Source organism: Gracilimonas sp. B-17, assembly GCF_056857935.1.
Genome location: NZ_JBSXOA010000012.1, coordinates 527962 through 550843, shown reverse-complemented (window position 1 = coordinate 550843; position 22882 = coordinate 527962). Strand labels below are relative to the sequence as shown.

Annotated in this window: 24 protein-coding genes; 9 read left to right on the top strand and 15 right to left on the bottom strand. The window is 43.0% G+C overall.

The genetic code is table 11. The features are described from left to right. Positions 1 to 48 precede the first annotated feature (48 nt). Complete coding sequence (locus AC13FX_RS10930; protein ID WP_482880661.1) at positions 49 to 1194, top strand: baeRF7 domain-containing protein; 1146 nt, start codon at positions 49 to 51, stop codon at positions 1192 to 1194. A 50-nt stretch (positions 1195 to 1244) separates the two neighbouring features. Here AC13FX_RS10930 and dprA read toward each other — a convergent pair whose 3' ends face one another. From dprA to AC13FX_RS10885, 9 genes are all read right to left on the bottom strand, one after another. Next, positions 1245 to 2372, bottom strand: coding sequence for a DNA-processing protein DprA (gene dprA, locus AC13FX_RS10925; RefSeq protein WP_482880660.1), 1128 nt, complete (start codon positions 2370 to 2372; stop codon positions 1245 to 1247). After that, positions 2347 to 3345, bottom strand: a complete 999-nt coding sequence (obgE, locus tag AC13FX_RS10920) for a GTPase ObgE (RefSeq protein WP_482880658.1) — start codon at positions 3343 to 3345, stop codon at positions 2347 to 2349. Before obgE ends, dprA begins: the two co-directional genes overlap by 26 nt. Positions 3346 to 3392: 47 nt before the next feature. After that, on the bottom strand, positions 3393 to 5573 hold the full coding sequence (locus tag AC13FX_RS10915) for a S9 family peptidase (RefSeq protein ID WP_482880657.1): 2181 nt from the start codon (positions 5571 to 5573) through the stop codon (positions 3393 to 3395). A gap of 81 nt (positions 5574 to 5654) precedes the next feature. After that, the gene (accD, locus tag AC13FX_RS10910; RefSeq protein WP_482880656.1) at positions 5655 to 6500 is read right to left on the bottom strand and encodes an acetyl-CoA carboxylase, carboxyltransferase subunit beta; all 846 of its coding nucleotides are present in this window, start codon (positions 6498 to 6500) and stop codon (positions 5655 to 5657) included. 65 nt (positions 6501 to 6565) lie between these two features. Continuing rightward, positions 6566 to 7252: a tRNA (adenosine(37)-N6)-threonylcarbamoyltransferase complex dimerization subunit type 1 TsaB gene (gene tsaB, locus AC13FX_RS10905; protein ID WP_482880655.1), complete on the bottom strand. Its 687-nt coding sequence runs from the start codon at positions 7250 to 7252 to the stop codon at positions 6566 to 6568. Beyond that, positions 7239 to 8519: a dihydroorotase gene (locus tag AC13FX_RS10900; RefSeq protein ID WP_482880653.1), complete on the bottom strand. Its 1281-nt coding sequence runs from the start codon at positions 8517 to 8519 to the stop codon at positions 7239 to 7241. Before AC13FX_RS10900 ends, tsaB begins: the two co-directional genes overlap by 14 nt. A 78-nt stretch (positions 8520 to 8597) precedes the next feature. Further along, positions 8598 to 9050 carry a YiiD C-terminal domain-containing protein gene (locus AC13FX_RS10895; protein WP_482880652.1) on the bottom strand — a complete coding sequence of 151 codons (453 nt, stop codon included), beginning with the start codon at positions 9048 to 9050 and terminating at the stop codon, positions 8598 to 8600. A gap of 12 nt (positions 9051 to 9062) precedes the next feature. Beyond that, the gene (locus tag AC13FX_RS10890) at positions 9063 to 9392 is read right to left on the bottom strand and encodes a ribbon-helix-helix domain-containing protein (RefSeq protein ID WP_482880650.1); all 330 of its coding nucleotides are present in this window, start codon (positions 9390 to 9392) and stop codon (positions 9063 to 9065) included. Beyond that, positions 9379 to 9834: a MerC domain-containing protein gene (locus AC13FX_RS10885; protein WP_482880649.1), complete on the bottom strand. Its 456-nt coding sequence runs from the start codon at positions 9832 to 9834 to the stop codon at positions 9379 to 9381. The genes AC13FX_RS10890 and AC13FX_RS10885 overlap by 14 nt, the downstream gene beginning before the upstream one ends. Before the next feature lie 141 nt (positions 9835 to 9975). Here AC13FX_RS10885 and xseA point away from each other — a divergent pair, with 141 nt between their 5' ends. From xseA to AC13FX_RS10870, 3 genes are all read left to right on the top strand, one after another. After that, positions 9976 to 11169, top strand: a complete 1194-nt coding sequence (gene xseA / locus AC13FX_RS10880; protein ID WP_482880648.1) for an exodeoxyribonuclease VII large subunit — start codon at positions 9976 to 9978, stop codon at positions 11167 to 11169. 66 nt (positions 11170 to 11235) lie between these two features. Further along, the gene (locus tag AC13FX_RS10875; protein WP_482880646.1) at positions 11236 to 12027 is read left to right on the top strand and encodes a YoaP domain-containing protein; all 792 of its coding nucleotides are present in this window, start codon (positions 11236 to 11238) and stop codon (positions 12025 to 12027) included. 109 nt (positions 12028 to 12136) lie between these two features. After that, complete coding sequence (locus AC13FX_RS10870; RefSeq protein WP_482880644.1) at positions 12137 to 12754, top strand: Spy/CpxP family protein refolding chaperone; 618 nt, start codon at positions 12137 to 12139, stop codon at positions 12752 to 12754. A gap of 49 nt (positions 12755 to 12803) precedes the next feature. On the opposite strand, the gene AC13FX_RS10865 is transcribed toward AC13FX_RS10870, so the two are convergent. The 4 genes from AC13FX_RS10865 to AC13FX_RS10850 form a co-directional block, all read right to left on the bottom strand. Further along, positions 12804 to 13232, bottom strand: coding sequence for a septal ring lytic transglycosylase RlpA family protein (locus AC13FX_RS10865; RefSeq protein WP_482880643.1), 429 nt, complete (start codon positions 13230 to 13232; stop codon positions 12804 to 12806). 123 nt (positions 13233 to 13355) lie between these two features. Further along, positions 13356 to 14495 carry a bifunctional chorismate mutase/prephenate dehydratase gene (locus AC13FX_RS10860; protein WP_482880642.1) on the bottom strand — a complete coding sequence of 380 codons (1140 nt, stop codon included), beginning with the start codon at positions 14493 to 14495 and terminating at the stop codon, positions 13356 to 13358. Positions 14496 to 14570: 75 nt separating this feature from the next. Continuing rightward, positions 14571 to 15665 (bottom strand): AI-2E family transporter, encoded by a 1095-nt coding sequence (locus AC13FX_RS10855; protein ID WP_482880641.1) that lies wholly within the window; start codon positions 15663 to 15665, stop codon positions 14571 to 14573. Between the two features lie 117 nt (positions 15666 to 15782). Beyond that, positions 15783 to 16976, bottom strand: a complete 1194-nt coding sequence (locus AC13FX_RS10850; protein ID WP_482880640.1) for a phosphoglycerate kinase — start codon at positions 16974 to 16976, stop codon at positions 15783 to 15785. 156 nt (positions 16977 to 17132) lie between these two features. Here AC13FX_RS10850 and AC13FX_RS10845 point away from each other — a divergent pair, with 156 nt between their 5' ends. The 4 genes from AC13FX_RS10845 to AC13FX_RS10830 are packed head-to-tail and all read left to right on the top strand — an operon-like array spanning position 17133 to position 19734. Continuing rightward, complete coding sequence (locus AC13FX_RS10845) at positions 17133 to 18293, top strand: cysteine desulfurase family protein (RefSeq protein ID WP_482880639.1); 1161 nt, start codon at positions 17133 to 17135, stop codon at positions 18291 to 18293. Further along, positions 18293 to 18847, top strand: coding sequence for an LOG family protein (locus tag AC13FX_RS10840; RefSeq protein ID WP_482880637.1), 555 nt, complete (start codon positions 18293 to 18295; stop codon positions 18845 to 18847). The genes AC13FX_RS10845 and AC13FX_RS10840 overlap by 1 nt, the downstream gene beginning before the upstream one ends. Positions 18848 to 18889: 42 nt before the next feature. After that, positions 18890 to 19249 (top strand): DUF1499 domain-containing protein, encoded by a 360-nt coding sequence (locus AC13FX_RS10835; RefSeq protein ID WP_482880635.1) that lies wholly within the window; start codon positions 18890 to 18892, stop codon positions 19247 to 19249. A 44-nt stretch (positions 19250 to 19293) separates the two neighbouring features. Continuing rightward, positions 19294 to 19734 (top strand): cytochrome B, encoded by a 441-nt coding sequence (locus tag AC13FX_RS10830; RefSeq protein WP_482880634.1) that lies wholly within the window; start codon positions 19294 to 19296, stop codon positions 19732 to 19734. Positions 19735 to 19806: 72 nt separating this feature from the next. On the opposite strand, the gene AC13FX_RS10825 is transcribed toward AC13FX_RS10830, so the two are convergent. Together AC13FX_RS10825 and AC13FX_RS10820 are read right to left on the bottom strand one after the other, a co-directional pair. Next, on the bottom strand, positions 19807 to 21573 hold the full coding sequence (locus AC13FX_RS10825) for a sodium:solute symporter family protein (protein WP_482880632.1): 1767 nt from the start codon (positions 21571 to 21573) through the stop codon (positions 19807 to 19809). Positions 21574 to 21575: 2 nt separating this feature from the next. Next, a complete protein-coding gene (locus tag AC13FX_RS10820; RefSeq protein WP_482880630.1) occupies positions 21576 to 21833 on the bottom strand; it encodes a DUF4212 domain-containing protein in 258 nt (85 codons plus the stop codon). 123 nt (positions 21834 to 21956) lie between these two features. Between AC13FX_RS10820 and AC13FX_RS10815 the strand changes: the two genes are divergently transcribed. Next, positions 21957 to 22844, top strand: a complete 888-nt coding sequence (locus tag AC13FX_RS10815) for an aldo/keto reductase (protein WP_482880628.1) — start codon at positions 21957 to 21959, stop codon at positions 22842 to 22844. Positions 22845 to 22882: the final 38 nt, after the last annotated feature.

The following is a 22882-nucleotide window of genomic DNA, read 5'->3' as shown; positions in this document are numbered from 1 at the left end:
GTGATATATAGATATACAACTACATCTAAAATAAAAGAGGAGTTATAAATGAGTGTAGTAAGAAGAGAAACTATTGAAAAATTACTTGGTCAAACCCAAGATTTGAATGTCACGATCTTCCTGCCAACCCATAAAACAGGAGAAGAGGCTAAACAAGATTCTATACGGCTCAAAAATTTGATACAAAAAGCCAAAATGGATCTCATCGATCTCGGCTGGAAAGAAAATAAGGTGGATGATCTCTTTAAGCCTGTAATTGACAAAACTGAAGAAAATCAGTTTTGGCTGCATCAGGATAAAGGTCTGGCGATCTATGCAAACGAAGATTATTTCGACATTTTCAAGATCCCTGTTTCACCAAAAGAAAATTACTACATCTCGGAAAACTTCCTGATCACCCCTCTTCTGGAACTCCAAAACCATCATAGTTCCTATCATGTTTTGGTTCTTAGCCAAAATGAGACAAAAATGTTCAAGATTGAGCCTGATGAGACCAAACAGATCACTTTTGAAAGTGTGCCAACGAGCATGGAAGATCACCTGAAATACCATGTACACGAACGCTCAGTTCAACATCACTCCGGTGCCCGGGGCGGTGGAGCCGTATTCCATGGTCAGGGAAGTGAAATGGACGAGAACAATAAAGAGCTGGAGCTATTCCTTAAGCATATAGAGAATAAGGTCACTAAGTATCTCAAAAAGGTGAATGGTCCTTTGGTATTGGCTGGGCCAGAAAAAATGGTTTCTTACTACCGGAAAGCTAATAAGTACTTTAATGTACTGGAGAATAATATTGCCGGGAATTGTGATAACAAAAGCGTTAAAGAGATCGAGGATGAATCATGGGAGATCGTTGAAGAGTATTTCCGTGAGGAGATCGACAGTGATATTGAACGCTTTAATAACCTGAAAGGCAGTGAACTCATCTCAACTGATATTGGTGATGTGATCAAGAGTGCCTACTTTGGAAAAGTGGACACCTTATTTGTTCCAATGGGATTTCATCAGTACGGTATTTTTGACCCAGAGAAAAATCAGGTTGAGATCTCTGATAAGATGAATGGCAAAACCATTGACCTGATCAATTTTGCAGCCATATCGGCGATACGAAATGGCAGCACGCTATATGGACTTCCTCAAAAGGAAGTGCCGGAAAACTCCGGCCTGGCAGCCATTTATCGATATAAAACGTAAATAAATAACCGGTTCCGTTGTAGCAGTTTTTACAATGGGATCGGTATTTTTTATTTTAACTCGAATATCTTGCCTGCTTTCTGGCTAACAAGCCCTTCCATCTCAAGCTGTAACAGAGCCACTAATAGTTGACTGGTTTCTATCCCCACTATATCACTTAAGTCATCTATCTGATAAGCTTTTTCTTCAAGTGTTTCACAGATCTTTTGCGATCTTTGGTCTAGGTCTTCATTGCGCCAATCACTTTTTTTGCTTTCCTGAATGGATCCTATTTGAGTTCCTGAATCCATGCCAACAGGCAGCTCCATAAGGATATCATCCACTGTTTGTATGAGTTTTGCGGCACCTCTCTTGATCAGATAATTACAACCTGTTCCTGAGGGGCTCAAAACAGGATGGGGAACAGCAAATACCTCCCGGTTTTGATCCAATGCCAGATCAGCTGTTATCATACTGCCACCTTTCACTCCCGATTCGATCACTAACACACCCAAACTCATTCCACTTACGATCCTGTTACGAACCGGAAAATTACCGGCATCCGGATTTGTTCCAAGCGGGTATTCTGTGATCACAGCCCCACCTGATCTGACGATCTCATTAGCTAAACCCGCATTTTTCCGGGGATATAAATTATCTATGCCTGAACCAAGTACAGCGACCGTTCTTGCATTGTGTTCCAGTGCAGTTTTATGAGCAATAGCATCAATACCATGCGCCAGCCCACTGAAAATACATAAGCCTTTTTCTGCCAGTTCTCCGGTAAATTTCCCGGCCATCTTTCTTCCATATGGTGAAGTATTACGGGTGCCAACTACAGCAACACCGGGTTGCTTCAAAGCCTCTGCATTCCCCCTTAACCAAAAAAGTATGGGTGGGTCATAGATCTGCTTTAGCAGGTCCGGATATTCTGGATCAGCCAGTGAAATGATCTCCGAACCATCATGTTCTGTTTTCTCTAAGATATGATCAACCTTTTCCCAGTCGTCAAATGACAAAACAGATAAAGCTGAGGCCTCACCAATTCCCTCTACAGCTCTAAGTTCACGCTTACCCAGGTGAAAGATCTTTTCCGGATCTTCAGTTTGTTTAAGCAGATTAAAAACGCGCCGGCAACCAAACCCCGGTATGATGCTAAGCGCTAATAGTACCCTAAGTTTCTTCTTGTTTTTTAACATCTTGAATCAATTCCCAAAGTTTCTCTCTAAGCTCATCGATACCATGACCGGTAGCCGACGAAATAGGAATAACGGGAATTTCATCATCAAAGTGAAGTTCCTGATCCAACTCATACCCTTCTTTCAGGTCCATCTTTGTAATGGCTAGAACCCTGGGTTTATCAAGCAGATCTTTACGATACGACTTTAACTCATTGAGTAAGGCCTTGTATTCGTACTCAATATCGGTGGTTGCACTCACCATGAATAGTAATACATTGTTGCGTTCAATATGTCGAAGAAATTGAATTCCAAGCCCTTTGCCTTCATGAGCTTCTTCAATGATGCCCGGAATATCAGCCATTACAAAACTGCGGTAATCAGAGAATTTAACGACTCCAAGATTTGGTTCCAGGGTGGTAAAAGGGTAGTCAGCGATTTTCGGCTTCGCATGAGACAGGGCCGAAAGCAAAGTACTTTTTCCTGCATTGGGGAAGCCAACCAATCCTACATCTGCGATCAATTTCAGCTCAAGCTCAACCACACGTTCTTCACCTGGTTTGCCTTCCTGAGCATACTGAGGAGTTTGATTTGTGGAGCTCTTAAAATGCCAGTTACCAAGCCCGCCTTTCCCGCCTTTGGCGATCACAAGTTTCTCTTCATGTTCAGTGATCTCACCAAGACGTTCCTTTGTATCAGCGTCAAAGACCACTGTACCTAAGGGTACTTCCAGAATCTCATCTTGTCCATCAGCACCCGAACTTCTTTGTTTGGCTCCATTCTCTCCGGCTGCCGCCTTGATATATTTTCGATAACGAAGATCAAGGATCGTATTGAGTTGCTCATTGCCTACAAGTACTACGTCGCCCCCCTTTCCACCGTCGCCACCATCAGGCCCTCCTTTCGGAACATACTTCTCTCTCCTGAAATGAAGGGATCCATCCCCTCCTCTTCCGGCAGTTACATAAATTTTAGCGTAATCAGCAAAGCGCATGCTTGTATTATGAATTTAAAAATGAATAAAGATTCGGTTTAAAACGATCACAGGTTTTCCAGGATGAAGTCATTCATCAGTCGGTACAGGTGTCGTCTGGTATTTCCACCATATATACCATGATTTCTGTTCGGATAGATCATGGTTTCAAAATCCACATCAGATTCGACCAATGCATCGATCATTTCGACAGTATTCTGAAAGTGAACATTGTCGTCTCCGGTACCATGGATCAATAAATAATTTCCTTTGATCTGCCCGGCTTTTTCAAGGGGTGATCCATTTTGATACCCTTCCGGATTCATTTGTGGCGTTTGCATAAAACGTTCCGTGTAAATAGTATCATAGAACCTCCAATCTGTGACCGGTGCAACTGCTATAGCTGTCTTAAATACATCCGAACCCTCTGCAAGTGCCAGAGATGACATATACCCTCCGTAACTCCATCCCCAAATTCCGATTCGGTCTTCATCAACAAAAGACAGGTTTGCCAGGTAATTGGCAACTGCTATTTGGTCCTCAGTTTCATACTGTCCCAATTTCTTATACGTTTGCTTTTTGAAATCACGGCCCCGGGCTCCTGTTCCACGATTATCCACAGATACTACTATATACCCCTGATTGGCCAGGAATTGATGCCACATGGGGCGGATCCCGCTTTCAAAGGCTTTTGTTACGGTCTGACTTCCCGGACCACCATATACATACATTAAAACCGGGTATGATCCTGTTGAATCAAAATTCGCCGGTTTAAGCATATAAGCATTTAAAGTTGCTCCGTTTACATCAATGTTCATAAACTCTTTCTCAACATAGCTATACTCATTTAGCCTGTTTACCAATGCTTCATTAGACTCCAGTATTCGTATCTGCCGGCCATCCTGTCTGTTCAGAGAAATAACGGGGGGTTTGTTATGGTCAGAGTAGGTGTCAATGAAATACTTAAAATCACGACTCATATTGATACTATGCCATCCCTCCCCATTGGTCAACATTTCTTTACGACGTCCATCCACCCGAACACTGTACAGGTTTCTTTCAAGTGGTGAGGTTTCAGCACTGATATAATACAATCGATAATTTCTGTCATCATGCCCGATGAAATCTGTAACATCCCATTCACCTGAAGTTACCTGTTTGACCAGTTCTCCATCCATTCCATAAAGGTAAATGTGATTATATCCGTCTCGATCGCTCGTCGTTATGAATTGCACACCATTTTCAAGAAAATACAGGTCATCATGAACATCCAGCCATGTGTCACTTTTCTCGGTCAAGATCAACTCGGTTGTGCCGCTTTGAACATCCGCAAACAAAAGATCCTGTTCATTCTGAAGACGATTCATTCTTCTGATCGCCAGTAGATCGTTATCTCTGGTCCAATTTATACGGGGAATATATTGATCGGTCTCTTCACCAATATCCATTGTTGTGGTTTCACCGTTTTCCAGATCATAGACATGAATACTTACAATAGAATTTTGTTCACCGGCCTTTGGGTATTTAAAGCGGATCGGTTCAGGATATAACCCACCCCAATCGGTCATAAAGAATTCTCTGACACGCTCTTCATTGAACCTGTAAAATGCAATTCTATCCCCTTCAGGTGACCAAAACCATGCTTTGGCAAAACCAAATTCCTCTTCATATACCCAGTCAGCTGCACCATTGATGATCTTGTTAAATTCACCATCATCAGTGATCTGAATTTCTTCACCGCTATTGAGATCGACCCAAAAAAGATCATTATTTCTTACAAATGCAGCTTTGTCACCTTGTGGCGAGAGTTCAGCATACTGCTGCTTTTCACTTGTTGCTGTCAATTTAGTAAGAGCACCCGTTTCAATTTCGTATACGTAATAATTTTCACGTGTGCTTCTTCTCCATATCTGCTCAACCTCAGTTTTAAGCAACAGCTTGGACTCATCAGCGGAAAATTGATATCCCTGAATTGGGAATGGAGAATCTCCGTTACTGAGGCTGTACTCATTCCCATCAAACAAAACCGTTTCAGTGCCATCAATGATGTCGTACCTGATCACTTTGTTATCACGGGTAGCAGAGTAGAACTGCCCGTCATTCATCCAGCGAACATTTTGAACTGTTTGAGGTGAAAACGTACCGTCAAGCAAGTGCTCGAATTCGATCGGTTTATTAACCTGATCCTGTGCTACGGCTGTAACTGTAAACAATAACGCAAAGAGAAGTGATAACCTGAGTTTTGTCATAAGGATGTTAGGTTGGGTTAAAACAAGAAAAGAACGCATTAAGCATTCTTTTCTGTGAATTTTACTCTAAAATGGAGTGTTTTAATTCTTGTGCTGAATGATCTTAAGTAATTTAGTCAGCTTAGACTTCATCTTGTTTCGTGGTACAATGAAGTCAAGAAAACCATGTTCCAGGAGATATTCAGCGGTTTGGAATCCTTCCGGAAGATCACGACCAATGGTCTGCCTGATCACACGCGGGCCGGCAAATCCGATCAACGCTCCCGGCTCTGCAATATTGAAATCACCAAGCATCGCATAACTTGCTGTTACTCCACCAGTTGTCGGATCGGTCATATATGAGATATACGGTATTTTTTCTTCTTCAAGCTGGGCCAGCTTGGCTGATGTCTTGGCCATTTGCATCAAACTCAAAACACTTTCCATCATGCGGGCTCCGCCGGTCTGTGAAATGATCATCAGGGGTATCTTATTCTCCCGGGCATGATCTATTGCAATACCAAGTCTTTCACCAACTACAGACCCCATACTTCCACCTATAAAAGAGAAATCCATACAAGCTACAACCAGATCCAACTTATTCATTTTACCAACGCCTACGCGAGCGGCATCAGAAAGCCCCGTCTTATCCTGATATTCCTTCAGGCGGTCCTTGTATTTTTTCCGGTCTTCAAAGTTTAATGGATCTGTTGGCTGGATCTCCTGTCCCAACTCTTTAAATTTCCCGTTATCAAATATGATCTCGAAATATTTCTCACTTCCGATCCTGAAGTGATACCCACTTAGCGGATCAACCCAAAGATTATCCTCAAGCTCCCGCTTATGAATGGTTTCGCCTGTTGTAGGTACTTTGATCCAAACACCTTCAGGCATTTCCTTACGTGTGTTGGTCTGTATATTTTCGTCTTTTCTTTTAAACCAGGACATATGCAGTTTTTTATGATTCTGAGGCATTAAAAATAAAGATTCTAATGCTTAATTCTGAATCTGTTTTAGTTAGAATTAGCCTCTTTCAATTTTGTATTGTTTACCTGACTGCTCGTTAAATAATTTGATTCCAGATCTTCAGGCGTCGTTTTACTGAAAAACTCATCTTTTGACCCACTGTGGTAAAGTTCTATCAATCCTTTGGCAGAAATCGAAGTGGGATTCAATATATTCAGGCTATTAACCAAATCCTCATTCAACCGATCAATTCCTGTGCCGATCATCTGATCTCCACTTTCAAGATTAGCTTCGATCTCTTTCAATTCAAGAATTTTTGGCTCTGATATGGGCTGTATCCCACCGTTTTTTTCAAACAACTGATGGTAAAGATGCTTTCTTCTTGCATTTATCACCGCATGGATCCTGCCTTTTCCTGCCATTTGTGCGAAACCCGCCAACGTGTTTCCGGCATAAACATTAATATCTTGCCCGAATAGCAAACCTTTGACCGCACTGGCTGCTATTCGTAACCCTGTATAGGAACCCGGACCGATACTTACCAACACGGCATTCAGGTCGCTGATCTTAAAACCATGTTCCTGCATCAGTTCCCTTATAAAAATAAAGAGTAATTCAGAATGTGAACCCTTCCTTTCCGTTCTTTTTTCTTGTATCACACCATTCTCATCCTGATAACAAACAGAACAGATCTGGGTGGACGTTTCTATGGCAAGGATCTTACCGAAGCTCATTTAGTACCAGCTGACCTTTATTGAAAATTCCAACCGCACGGCCTACCAGCTTCTCATAGAGGTAAGGTGAGTTTTTTGACCTGGATCGTACATTTTTTGGAGTGAAAGTCCATTCTTCATTCGTATTGAAGAAAGTAAGATTGGCTTTTGCTCCCTCTTTGATCTCTGGTACCTCAAGACTAAGGATCTCACGGGGTTTAGTGCATAGTTTATCCACCAATTGCTGAAGATTCAGTTTACCTGTTTGAAAAAGCCTCTTATTGGTGATAGACCAGGCCGTTTCAAGACCAATAATCCCATTGGGTGCATAAATAAATTCTACTTCTTTCTCTTCAATGGCATGGGGAGCATGGTCAGTACAGATCGCGTCGATCGTACCATCTACCAGGCCTTCTACCATGGCATCCACATCTTCCTGAGTTCTGAGTGGCGGATGCATTTTAAAATTTGTATTGAAGTTGGTTCTTTCAATTTCCTCATCAGTTAGATCAAAGTGGTGGGCACAAACTTCAGTGGTCACATTGATGCCTTTTTTCTTAGCCTGACGAACCAGATCAACCGCATTTTTGGTACTGATATGAGCTACATGAATATGACCTCCGGTATACTCTGCCAGCATGATGTCTCTTGCTATCATGACCTCTTCTGCAATTCCGGGCGTTCCATCTAAGCCAAGCCGGGTAGCCACTTTCCCTTCATTCATGTGGCCGGGTCGCGACAGAGCAAGGTCTTCCTCATGGTTGATTATCGGCATTTCAAGCATTGATGAGTACTCCAATGCTACTCTCATGACCTGTGAATCATATACCGGGTCACCATCGTCACTGAAAGCAACAGCACCTCCCTCCTTCATATCAGCCATTTCGGCAATCGACTTACCCGCGCGGTCTTTTGTAACGCAGGCAATTGGGTGAACATCCACCGGCAGGTCCTGTGCCTTCTTTATGATATATTCGACCACATCACGGGTGTGTGTGGCAGGTTTGGTATTTGGCATGCATGCAACTGCAGTAAATCCACCAAAAGCAGCCGCATCGCAACCGGTCTTAATAGTCTCCTTATGTTCAAAACCCGGTTCACGTAAATGAACATGCATGTCCATCCAACCCGGGGATACATAGGCCCCTCCCAGATCATGGGTTTCTTCCTTTTTCCCGGCCTTCAAGCCACTTCCGATCTCTGTGATCACATCCCCCTCAATGCGGATGTCAATGGTCTCTTTACCGTCATGGGAATTACTTACTGGTTTTACATTTTTGAGGAGCATATATCTAATTTTTGGCTTTCTAATTTGCCTGCAAATATACCGTCTTTAACGGTCAATGCACAAAAGCCAAAAACAGTTTTATTGCTTCCGATGCTTCATCACCACAAAATCTCCCTCAAATGCAGCCTGAATTTGTTCACCCACTTTTATTTGAGCCTTCAGAGTGATCCGCGACTTACCAAAACGATCATACATTTCACGAAATCTCTCTTTTTGCTCTTCTCCCGGGATCAAGAGTTCAGCTACGAAGTCCTGATTGATCGGTTTAAGATATTCTGTCGAACTTCTGCCTATCACTATGGCAGGAACAGGGTCATGATCATCAAACAATAACCGCAAATACGACCACCCCGTGGTGATCAACAAACTACTTATACTACCGCCAAATGCCGTAGACCTGTGATTAATATTATTGAACAAAGGAGCCTTTAGTTTCACATCATTCTCTGAGAAAGAGATGGCTTTCACTCCCAACGCCTTGGTTATTGGAATGTGTTTGTAAAGATACTGTTCGATCTGTGTTTTTGTCATAATAAAGGAGCTTTATCTGCTTTCCACACAATCCGAACATTCCACCCATTCTTCTTTGGGGATATGACTAATGGCGGCAGGACTGTTTCCTTTTTCAAAAACCGGCTTAAAAACAATGTTGCCTTCCTGATGTTCAGCTCCACAAGAATGACAATTCACATTATGGTCGGTTTGAGCCATGGTATAGCCTGTGATCACCCAGCCATCATGCCCCTGATGGGCGGCCAGGCTCTCAAGAGCTGCCCGAACAGTCTGGGATTTATTACCACCATAAAACTTGGCAGATAACTTATTCAACAACTCTACAGTAGCATCATCTAAGGTAAAATTAAGTCGTTTCATGTGCCTCCTCCTGATTAAAGAACGATTCTTCAAGTGGATGATGATGGTGTGTATCGTTTTTGCAGGTTTGGTGGTGACGGTAATTTTGCCAGTGCCCAAGTATCAAAAATATACTACCGATCAAAGTAGTTACCGTTTCAAATTCATGTCCCAGCCAATAGTCACCTATTAGCCATCCTGCAATGATGAGTAAAAATCCGATCGATAAAAGGGATACAATATGTTTGTTAAAATGACTCCGCCTTACTGCATAAAAGATCGTTGGTGCGATCAATACCGCAAATATCGGGTGTAACCAATGCTCGATGGAAAGTGCAACCGGACTTAATGGTAACAGGGCGATAACAACCGGAACAAATAAACAATGAATGGCACAAAGTGCTGATAAACTCAGCCCCAATTTATCCCAGATCACGGAAATAGATATATTTTTCTCTGACAATACTTTAGTTCAAAAGTGTGAATTTTAGTGTGTATAAATATACACACTATTTAAATTCCATTCCAGCACGGATTTTTTATTGAAGGATTGAAATCATTCTTACCTTGTCATTCAAATCTGAAACGATCCCTTATAATTACTATGTCTGAAAATCAGATCCCTTTTTTATTTGATATTCCAAGTGTTTCTCAGCTAACTGATAAGATCAAAAATGTACTTGAGCAGAACTTCATTGACATTCTGGTTGAAGGGGAAACAAGCAATGTAAATCAGAGCAGAAACGGTCATTATTATTTTACACTTAAGGATTCGAATGCTTCCCTTCCCTGTGTGATTTGGAGAAGTACGGCTCAGCGCCTGGACCTGAACCTAACTGACGGGCAGCAAATAGTAGTTGGCGGTGATATTCAGGTTTATGCCCCTCACGGGCGATATCAAATGATCGTAAGTTTGGTACAACAGGCGGGAATCGGAAAACTTCAGCAAGCTTTTGAGAAGCTGAAAGCCAAGCTAAAGGCCGAGGGTTTGTTTGAGGATCATCACAAAAAGCCTCTTCCCAAGTTTCCCCAAACCATTGGGGTTGTAACGTCAGCCACCGGGGCAGCTTTTCAGGATATCAGGTCCACACTGGAAAAACGCTGGCCTCTTGCAAACGTTAAACTGTATCATGCTTCGGTTCAGGGAGTGAATGCAGCTCCTGAGATCGTTAAAGGGATCGAGTATTTTTCATCCAGCAATAGTGTGGATGTGATGATCATTGGGCGAGGTGGCGGCTCACTCGAAGATCTTTGGCCATTTAATGAAGAATCCGTTGCCCGTGCCGTCTTCGACAGCAGAGTGCCAGTGATAAGTGCCGTGGGTCATGAGGTGGATTTCTCCATATCAGATTTTGTAGCTGATGCAAGGGCAGCCACTCCTACCCAGGCGGCTGTAGTTGCAGTTCCTGACATCAATGAGATCCGATTTCTTGTGGAAGACAAAGCAAAGAAACTTGAAATGCACACAATTGGAGCCATACAATTGTACAAAGATCAGGTATCAAACCTGGCCAAATCGCATGCCCTTCAGGTGGTTAAACAGAAAATGAACTCTGCTCGTATAACCATACAGAATTTAAGAGAAAAACTTGCCCATAAAACTGAAATACAGCTCAAAAGCAGGCAGCAACTTTTAACTTCATTTTCTCATGCTCTTGAGAAACAGGATCCAAACGTACCACTTGAAAAAGGTTTTGTCAGGGTCTGGCAAAACAAGAAATGGATCCGTAAGTCTGAATCCTTTTCAGAAAATGAATCTTTTGAGTTGCAGTGGGCAGACGGCTCCAAAAAGATCTAAAAGTTACAATTCTTCATACGTTCTTTAAGAAATTAGGGTAGCATCCAAAAAACTCAGGAGGCTGCCATGACACTCATCAAACTTAATGCTGAAACCATTGAAAAGGGTACCCTGCCCTGCGTTGATCTTAAAAATCCAAACAGTTCCGAATTGTTTACTTACAACCGTGACTGGTTATTGGACCGTTTTGAGGAAGGTATGGTCATCATTAAATTGGACACCCCAAAAGATGCCTTTATAGAATTTGTACCTGCCGAGTTTGCCTGGAAACCAATATATGCTCCGGGCTACACATTGATCAATCATGTGTATGTGGCAGAAGATGGCCCCGAACAATGGCTGAAATCAGAGTTACTTCAAACCGCAGAGACCAATAGCAGTAAGACTAATGGTATGGTCATAATGCTGGAAAATGAGGTTTTTAATAAAGACCGTGATTTCTTTATACAACGGGGATATCTCGAACATGCACATATTCCCGGATTTACCATGCTGGTCAAAAGATTCAAAACAGAAATTCCGGCTCCGGCTTTTTCCATCCCAATTTCGGAAACAAAATCCTCCCGGAACTTACACGGTATCAAGATCAGCTATGCTGACCAAAGTGCCTTTGTGAATTATTACATCCACGAAATGAAGGTGATCTTTGAGGACATGGGTTTTAACGTAGAATTGCATAGAGTGCAGACACCTGAACAAGCAAGAGGATCAGGATCTCCATACGGTACATTCGGTGTATTTATGGATGGGCATTTTCTCACACATAAGCTGCTGAATAAACATGGTATTGAGGAATTGATAGGTTCACTGGACCTGAATGAGATGTATCCTGAATTAGAATACCTGGTAGTGAGTTAAACTCCTATTTTATAAACTTAGACTGACATATTTTTAATTGATTATAATTGTGTGGCTTTCGATATCTTGTGCCTTGAATAAGGAGTCGAAAACAATTTCACAGAATTCCATGATCAGATCTTTCATCACAAGTATAACATTCCTGCTCTTGGTAAGTTTTGGTGTTCAGGCTCAACATGAACATCAAGGTTCGATTCATTCACAATATGCAGGTCAACAGCATCAGTCAATAAAATCCCTAACCCCAGAGGATATTAAAGGACTCAGATCCGGTTCCGGTACTCCATTTAATGGTATGGCTAAACCGGCAGAACTTAATGGTTACCCCGGCCCACGACATGTTCTTGATGCCCACGAAGCAGGTGAATTTGAGCTCACTGACGATCAATTAAATATCATTCAAAAATTATTTGATGATATGCAGCAAACAGCTATTCCACTTGGGGAAAAGGTCATAGCATTGGAAACGCAGATCGATAACGCATTTAAAGAAAAAAACGTAACTGATGATTCACTAAAGGAACTCATTAATAAAAGTGCTGAAATCTATGCTGAACTACGATATACGCACCTGAAAACCCACCTGCAAATGGTCTCAATTTTAACGGATGAGCAGGTGCAACATTACAATGAATTACGTGGTTATACGACCAATGACCCTTGTGAAAAAATTCCCGTAGGTCACGATGCGGAAATGTGGAAGCAACACAACGGGTGTGAACCCTGAACTTTAATAGAAAACCTGAACCACATTTTGAACAATAGGGCTTTACAATTCACTGACAATTAAGATCTTCAGGTACTTCAGCCTCTCCTTTTCTGATCAGGTAAAGTTCAACATCGGCTAAACCTACAGTTATGATACCGATCTCTCTGGCTGCTTTCCGTGACAGATCGATCACCCTCCCTTCAACATACGGTCCGCGGTTATTGATCCGCACGATGGCGTTTTTGCCATTTTCCAGGTTTTTCACACCAACAACTGTGTTAAACGGAAGCCTTTTGTGAGCGGCTGTCATTGATTCCATGTCGTAGATCTCACCATTGGCTGTTTGTGAGCCGTGATAATCTTGCCCATACCAACTGGCAATTCCGGTTTGTATGAGACATCCCTCTTCATTATCAGAGCCGATAACATCGCAGGAGTTCATGCCAATGATGCCTATAGAAATGAACAGCAGATTCTTAATTATACGTGAATTCATGGATGATAAAGCTGCTTGGAGGTTTTGTTGTGAGGCTTTATATCACAACTCATCGTGTTTGGTTCCTGAGTATCTCCTTTATCAAACCCAAGAATTGTCAGATTGTCCGATTCTTCTACAAACCTAATTCTGCTGTTTTGGGTAACATCCTAATATCTTCAGTTCTTCAGCTTTATTACCCAGCTCCTCAAGCCCGGTGGCAACTTCCCGATCCTCAATATTTCCATGAATATCCAGATAGAAAGTGTACCTGAAAGGCTCATTCATTCTTGGGCGCGATTCCAGTTTCGCCATATTGATCTTATGCTTATGCAGTACATTCAGGCATTCGATCAATGAACCTTCCTCATTCGAAGTGACCATCATCAATGATGTTTTTGCGGGGATCTGTTTATCAACTTTTACCGGTTGTCTGGCTGCTACAACAAAACGGGTAAAATTATCAATTTGATTGGCAATATCACTTTCCAATACATGTAAACCGTAAAGATCAGCCGCATGGGCTCCGGCAATGGCTGCCTGGGTTATATCACCATCTTCCAGAATTTTTTTGGCTGACATGGCTGTATCTAGATAGGATTCCACCTTGCATCTGGGGAGACCGGATAAAAAGGAAGAACACTGGGCTATTGCCTGAGGGTGAGATAAAATACGCCGGATCTTTGAAAGCTCCACCGGCTCAACCGACATCAGGCAATGCACCACTTTCAGAATTTCCTCACCCACAATATGGATGTTTTCATTGCCAACAATATCATAGGTATCATTTATGGAACCGGCCGTCGTGTTTTCGATAGGTAAGATCGCATAGTCTACTTTTTCATCCATCAGGGCTTGCGCAGCTTGCTGAAAGGTATCATAGCCGATAGCATCTACCTGAGCATACCGTTCACTGAAATGCCTGGTTGCCGCAAGGTGACTATATGCACCATCCGTCCCCTGATAGGAAACCCTGATCATATCACCGCCGGATCTTGCATTCTGATGATCCACAAGAGATTGTGTTTGAAAACGCACCGAGTTGGTGATGATCTCCCTGAATAAATGTTCTGCATAGTAACGATCTAAACCAACCTCATGAGCAATGTCCCGAATACGGTTCAACAACTGCTCCTCTCTTTCCAGATCTCGGATCCCCTTATCGTTTCTAAGTTTAAGTTCTGAAACCTCTTTCACCAAACCCTGTCGCTGAGCCAGTGCTTTTAAGATCGTACGGTCTATATCGTCCAGTTTTTTGCGAATGTCCTCTATTTGGTCCGACATAATGTGGCATTATTTGATTGAATAAGTCATGAAATGTAGCAAAAGTACTTAACAGTGTAGGCTAAAAAACTTCAGTCAGTTGGAATCATCATTCATCCATCCAAACCGTTTCTGAAGAGATTTTATGGTAATAGAATGTCCTTCTGTTCCTTTGGTACCCAATAAGAAACCGATCGGTTTTAAACTTTCCACATTCTCACATACGATCTTGAATAATCCCAGATAAGGAATTATGATCAACATGCCGGGAAGTCCCCAAATCATTCCGGCTGCGATCAAAGAAAAGATGATCACCAGAGGATTTATCTCCACATAAGATCCTGTGATGTTTGGTGTGAGGATGTTATTCTCCAGAAATTGAACGATCGCAAACTGTATGATCACAGCCAGTGCCAGAGAAGGTGACTGTGTTCCAAGGGTAAATAAAAGTACGACCCCATATCCCAGAATGGTCCCGAGGTAAGGGATCAAATTGAACAAGGCCGCAATGATCCCAAAAAGAAGGGCATACTCCAGTCCTATCAGGTAAAATCCCAATGAATTCAAACCCATTAGTATAAAACACACAATGACAAGACCTTTCAGGTATTTTGGTACCACCTCCGATGCCTGAACAATGATATTCTGGAAGACACCCTCGTGTTCATCATTGATGAGCATAGATACGAAATCCCTGAATTTGTCTCTATAGAAAAGCAGCAGAAACGTATAAACAGGCAACAGTCCCAATGTTAAAAGCGTGTTGGTTGTGGCCGTAAAGAATTCGGAGAGATATTGCCCTGTTTCACCAATATCCCTAACCAGGGTATTGATACCGTCTTCTGAAATTCCTGTATAACCGGTAATGGACCCTAATATATTCTGAAGGTTGTGTTCAAACTGTACCCGTATTTGCGGAAAATCGCTGGTAAAATTGGAAACTAATATCCCTATCGCACTGCCAATTACACCAAGAAAGATACCAAACCCAAGGATCACGATCAGGTTTGTGGCAATTCGGGGAATGTTCTTTTCCTCAAGCCATTCTGCATAGGGAAATAACAGATAAGCCAGCATCACACTTAGAAAAAGCGGAACCAAAAGCTGACGCGTAAGGATCAATGCAGCGATAAGCAGGAATGCAAATGCCAGCCGGATGGTGCTTCTCAATAAAAGTGGGTATTGATTCATCAGGTTAATCAGGAACTCTGGTCATACGTGTGATTTAAGAATCGCAATTTAAACATCTTAACCAAATAGAAAAGGCCGATTCTCTGAACCGGCCTTAAATATTTTTTTCTAAATAGATCACTTATCTGTCAATGAAGCTACACCTGGTAGCTCCTTGCCTTCAAGGTATTCGAGACTGGCTCCACCGCCTGTCGAAACATGCGATACCTTATCCATTAATCCGGCAGCCTTGATCGCAGCAGCGGAATCACCACCCCCGATGATCGTGGTAGCACCGAATTTAGTTGCATCGGCAAGAGCTTCTGCCACGGCAAAAGTTCCGTCTGCAAAGTTCTCCATCTCAAATACCCCCATTGGTCCGTTCCAAACCACGGTTTTGGCTCCTTTGATCACATTACCAAACGCTAAAGCTGATTGTGGTCCAATATCGAGGGCCATCCAGCCATCCTCGATCCCATCCTCATCCACTACCTTATGTTCAGCATCATTTTTAAACTCTTTGGCTACCACAGAATCCATGGGTAACATGAACTTGACGCCTGCTTTTTCAGCCTTTTCAAGTAACTCACCTGCCAGGCCTACTTTGTCTTCCTCAACCAGTGAGTTTCCTATTGGCCAACCTTTGGCTTTGTAGAAGGTGTAGGTCATACCTCCACCCACAATGATCGTGTCCACTTTCGAGAGCAGGTTTTCGATCACACCGATCTTGTCAGATACCTTGGCTCCACCCAGGATCGCCACAAATGGTCTTTCAGGATCGTTGATACTTTCCTCCAGATACTTGATCTCTTTCTCAAGCAAATAACCGGAGACTGCAGGCTGAAGGTACCGCGTAACTCCGGCAACCGAGGCGTGGGCTCTGTGTGAACTTCCAAAGGCGTCATTTACGAACAGATCCCCATGAGCCGCTAATTTTTGGCTGAATTCTTCATCATTTTTCTTTTCTTCGTTATGAAAACGGACATTTTCCAGAACAATCACGTCTCCAAACTCAGCTTTACTGATCACAGATTCGGCTTTCTCTCCAATACAATCTTCAGCAAAATGCACTTCAGCGTCGATCAGTTTTGCAAGGTGATCTGCCGCCGGTTTGAGAGAAAATTCAGGATCGAATTCTCCGGCAGGTCGGCCAAGGTGACTCATCAGGATAAGAAGGCCTCCATTTTCGATCACATGCTTTATAGATGGCAAAGCCTGAACAATACGGTTATCATCGGTGATCTTTCCATTTTCGATCGGCACGTTGAAATCCACGCGCATCAGTACTTTTTTACCTTTTACTTCGACATCGTTGAGAGTGAGTTTAGCCATGAGTTATTTGGTCATTTAAAGTTTCTTAATTGCCTAAAGGTACCAAGATCTGATCATGAAATGAAGTTTTCATGAACCCGGATTACCCCCTGCTTTTCATCGTCAATTTGAATATTTTTAACCCACTGAATTCTAATCTGAAAATATCTCGAATTGATGAAAACAGTTTACTTCGATCATGCAGCAACAACACCTTTGGATGAGCGTGTTTTAGAAGCCATGATGCCTTATTTGAAAGATAATTACGGTAATGCTAATTCCGCTCACCATCTTGGTCAAAAGACCAAAGTAGTGGTCGAGGATGCTCGCGAAAAAGTAGCTACTATGATTGGAGCCGAACCATCAGAGATCGTATTTACCAGCGGTGGCACTGAAAGTGACAATGCTGTGATCAAAGGCGTGCTTGCAGTATCGGGTGATAAAAAAGAAGTGATCACTTCCGGGATCGAACATCATGCTGTTCTTCATACGGTGGAAATGGAAAAGATGCATGGTATCAAACCTGTATTTGCTGAACCTGACAAAACCGGCAAGATCACAGCCAGCGTTGTTCGAGAACTCATCAATGAGAATACAGCATTAGTCAGCTTAATGCACGTCAATAATGAGATCGGTACCATCAATCCACTTAAAGAGATCGCAGAAGTCTGCAAGGAATATAATGTACCTTTTCACTCAGACACCGTTCAAAGTCTGGGTAAACTGCCTGTTAACGTGAAAGATCTCGGAGTCGATTTTCTATGTGGCAGTGCCCATAAGATATACGGCCCCAAAGGTACCGGTATCATGTACGTTAGAAATGGAGCCCGATGGGTACCGTGGATGATCGGCGGTTCACAAGAAAGAAGACGGCGTGGAGGAACCCTGAATGTGCCCGGCATAGTAGGTTTCACAAAAGCACTGGAACTGGCCATTGAGGAAATGGATGAACACACTGCTCACTTTAAAAAACTGCGTTCAATTCTGCTAGATCAACTCAGAGAAAAGCTTCCCGTGAAAGTTACTGTTAACGGACCTCAGGATGAGGGGGTCCCTCACATTATCAACCTTTCCTTCAGCGATGAAGACAACAACCATATTGACGGTGAAATGCTTTTGCTGAACCTGGATATTGAAGGCATATGTGTGTCGAACGGTTCGGCTTGTACCTCGGGTGCAGTAGAGCCTTCTCACGTGCTCGCTGGTATTGGAATGGAGCCAAATCTGGCCAATTCCAGCATCCGAGTCAGTTTAGGTAAACAAAATACCGAGGAAGACATCACTTATTTTGTTGATAAACTGGATACGGTTCTGAAGCGAATGTTTACCATTGCCTGATGAAAAAACACATCTGTATTTATTGCGGTTCCAGAAAAGGAAACTACCCTAAGTATCCTGAAGTTGCCATGGAAGCCGGACGGGAGATCGCCCGTCGCGACTGGGGTATCGTTTATGGTGGTGGACGTGTTGGCATCATGGGCGAAGTCGCTAACGCAGCCTTAACCGAAGGCGGTGATGTAGTTGGTGTGATCCCAACACAGCTGAAAGAAAGAGAAGTAGCTCACAAGGGACTAACCGATCTGCACGAAACGCAGGACATGCATACCCGAAAAGCACTTATGGAATCCCTGTCAGATGCTTTCCTGGTGCTTCCCGGTGGATTTGGTACATTGGATGAATTCTTCGAGATCTTGACCTGGAGACAGCTTGGTATCCACAACAAGCCCATCTTTATCATAAATACAGACGGGTACTTCGATGGGTTGCTTCAATTCACAAATAAAGCAGTAAGCCACGATTTCATCCATAAAGAAAGTTTATCTCTATTTACCGTTTGTGAAGATGTGGATGACTTTATGCGTCAAATGGAACGATTTTTTGAGCTGGATTGATTTTCTTAGCCAACAATTGATCGTTTATTTATTTTTGTCATCATGGCCGAATATCCAAATAATAATCCTCTTCCTGAATGCCCCGATTCACCCAATTGTATCCGAACTCATAAAGCATTTGATGCAGGTATGGAAATGGTTTTTGAGTATCTGTCACAGATCTTTGAAGAAGATGCACATGAATTTGATATCGAAGACCCTAAAAGAATTGAAATACATGCTGTTTACCGGATCCCGGTGTTTGGTTTTAAGGATGATGTAAATGTGATCCTTAATGAAAATGATGGGAAAACCGTGGTTTATATACGCAGTGCAAGTCGTGTTGGTGAATATGACCTGGGTGTAAACAAGCGCCGCGTTCGAAAGATCCTCAACAAACTGCAGACTAAGATTAAGAACTAATACTTCGCTATATTTACCAAAAATTTTAACTCAATTACTTAACTATGTACAACGGACTATTACACGCTCACTCAGGTCTTCGATGGATCTTATTGGTACTGATCGTTTGGGCGATCATCAAAGCTGTTTCAGGATGGATGGGACAGAAGGACTATCAAAAATCCGATCGAATTTCTGCTCTGTTGGCATTGATCTTTACCCATATTCAGCTGCTTATCGGATTAGTCCTTTATTTTATCAGTCCTAAAGTATCTTTTGAATCAGGCGTCATGGAAAGTTCCGTACTTCGGTTCTATACCGTTGAACATATCACGATGATGATCGTGGCTATTGCCCTGATCACCTTTGGTTTCAGCTCTGCCAAACGAATGGAGGCCTCGCTTGCTAAACACAAAAGAGTGGCTGTCACCTACGGTATTGCATTGCTGATCATGATCGCTTCCATCCCATGGCCATTCCGTGGTCTAGGATCTGGCTGGTTCTAAAACCTATTCCTGAAGAAATTTTTAAAAACCAAGCTCCTGCATCAATGCAGGAGCTTTTTATTTATCTGCTTTTTATTGAGGGTACCTGATCTCTTCAACCATATTCTGCACATCCTCAGGGGGCTCCGGGAATATCATTCCCACAGCAAAGGAAACCGTCAGGTTAAGCAGCATTCCAAGCGTTCCGATTCCCTCAGGTGAAATTCCAAACCACCAATATTCCGGGGTGTTATATTCAGGGAATGCGATCTTGAAGAACACCACATAAGCCAGGGTAAAAAGCAATCCGGCGATCATTCCGGCAATGGCTCCCTGCAGGTTCATCTTCTTGTAAAAGATCCCCAGAATGATAGCAGGGAAAAAAGATGCAGCTGCGAGCCCAAAGGCAATGGCCACCACCTCAGCAACAAAGCCCGGGGGATTGATACCAAAATATCCGGCAACCAGCACAGCACCTCCAGCAGATATCCTGGCCCACATCAATTCACTCTTATCCGAGATATCCGTTTTGATCTGTTTCTTGATGAGGTCATGAGATACGGCCGTGGAGATCACAAGCAAAAGTCCGGCTGCGGTTGATAAAGCTGCTGCAAGACCACCGGCAGCTACCAGTCCTGCCACCCATGCCGGTAAATTTGCGATCTCCGGATTGGCCAGCACCATGATATCCCGGTCCACATACAGTTCATTTGATCCTTCAGTGATCTGGTTATTGACCTTCACCTCTCCATGTTCACCACGTATGATCTCTCCTGCCTCATTTCTTTGTATATCCGGCAATCCTTCAATGGCAGCACCCGGAGCATAAGTAATGATCCCATTATCATCTTTATCGACCCAGGTCAATAACGCTGTTTCTTCCCAGGTGCCAAACCATTCCGGCATTTCCGTATAGGCTTCTTCGTTCACGGTCTCCATCAGATTATACTTGGCAAAGGCCGCAATGGCCGGAGCTGTAGTATACAGAATGGCAATAAAGATAAGTGCATACCCAACAGATATCCTGGCATCACGAACTTTAGGTACCGTGAAAAACCTCACAATAACATGTGGAAGGCCTGCCGTACCGATCATCAGGGCCGCTGTGATGAAGAAAACATCCTGCATGCTTTTGGTCCCGCTTGTGTAGGCTGCAAACCCAAGTTCGGTATGCAACTCATCCAGCTTTTCAAGGAGAAATTGTCCGCTTCCATCGGAGAGTGTTGAACCGAATCCTAGCTGAGGTATAGGGTTACCGGTCAGCTGAAATGAGATAAAAAAGGCCGGCACCATGAAGGCGAATATAAGCACACAATATTGAGCCACCTGCGTGTAGGTTATGCCCTTCATTCCGCCAAGAACGGCGTAGAAAAAAACAATACCCATCCCGATCAAAACACCGATATCGATATTCACTTCCAGAAATTTGGAGAACACCAATCCCACTCCCCGCATCTGCCCGGCTACATACGTAAATGAAACAATGACTGCACAGATAACCGCAATGGTTCTGGCGAAGTTGGAGTAATAACGGTCTCCTATAAAATCAGGGATGGTAAACTTACCAAACTTCCTGAGATACGGCGCTAACAGTAGCGCCAGTAATACGTATCCTCCGGTCCATCCCATCAGGTACACGGCACCGTCATAGCCCATGAATGAGATCAGTCCGGCCATGGATAGAAAGGAAGCCGCAGACATCCAGTCGGCCGCTGTGGCCATTCCGTTCGTAAGTGGACTCACATGAGCCCCTGCAATATAAAAATCACTGGTGGATGCCGCCTTTGCCCAGATCGCAATTCCAATGTAAATGGCGAAGGTCAATCCGACTAAAATATAGGTCCATAATTGCACATCCATGATCAGTCCTCCCGCACTTTAAACTGCTGATCCAGTTTGTTCATCAGATACACATACACAAAAATGAGCACCACAAAGGTATAAATGGATCCCTGTTGCGCAAACCAGAATCCCAGCTTAAATCCGCCAACCTGTATCTCATTCAGAGTGGGTGCCAACAGGATCCCGAATCCGTATGAGACGATGAACCAGATACTGAGAAGGACTCCCAGATACTTTAAATTCTTCTTCCAATAGCCTTTTAAATCCCTTTCCGACATATGTTTGTGACCTCCATAGGTTTTTATTCCGGATAAGTATGCATCATTTGAAGCAATGAATCAAATCAGGAATCTTTCTGAATGGCTTATGTTTATATTATTGAATACTAACAGGACAAAACTATGAAGCATAACAATTTAGGCACTTCAAATATTGAAGTCAGCGAGATCTCTTTCGGATGTATGTCGCTTGAGTTAGAAAAGGGACAACAGTATGTCAATACTTTGCTCCGGAAAGCCTTTGACGGTGGTATCAATTTCTTTGATACGGCTGATCTTTATGATAAAGGTATGAACGAAGAAATGGTGGGAACCGCTTTAGGACCCGTTCGGGATAAGGTCTTTATCTCATCAAAAGTTGGTAACGTTTGGCGTGAAGATGGCTCAGGTTGGGATTGGAATCCCTCTAAAGAACATATCCTCAATGGCGTGAATGAAAGTCTTAGAAGGTTACAGACCGATCATATCGATCTGTATATGCTGCATGGAGGAACCATTGCCGACCCTATTGATGAAGCCGTTGAGGCCTTTGAATCCCTTAAGAAACAGGGCAAGATCGGAGCTTATGGAATTTCCTCAATCCGTCCCAATACCATCCGGGAATGGGTAAATCGATCAAATATGGATGTGGTGATGATGCAGTACAGCTTATTGGATAGAAGGCCTGAGGAGGAAGTTTTGGACCTGCTGGCTGAACATGATATCAGTGTGATCACCCGGGGAACTCTGGCCAAAGGAATGCTAATAGATAAGCCCGGAGAGGATCATCTCGGATATACTGCAGAACAGGTGGAAAAAATGAAAGAAGCCGTAAATAGAACCGGTTCACCCATCAGGGCCTGCATAGATCATGTGCTTCGGCATCCGGCAGTAGCCTCTGCAGTACTGGGAATAAGAACGGAATCACAACTCGATGAAATTCTTGATGCCTGCCATAGATCTGTTACAGAGGCAGAATTAGATCAACTATCGGATATATTTGAACCCAATTTGTACGAAAATCACAGATAAACTACAGTTCTTCCTGAATTCTGATATCTTTAGGAAAA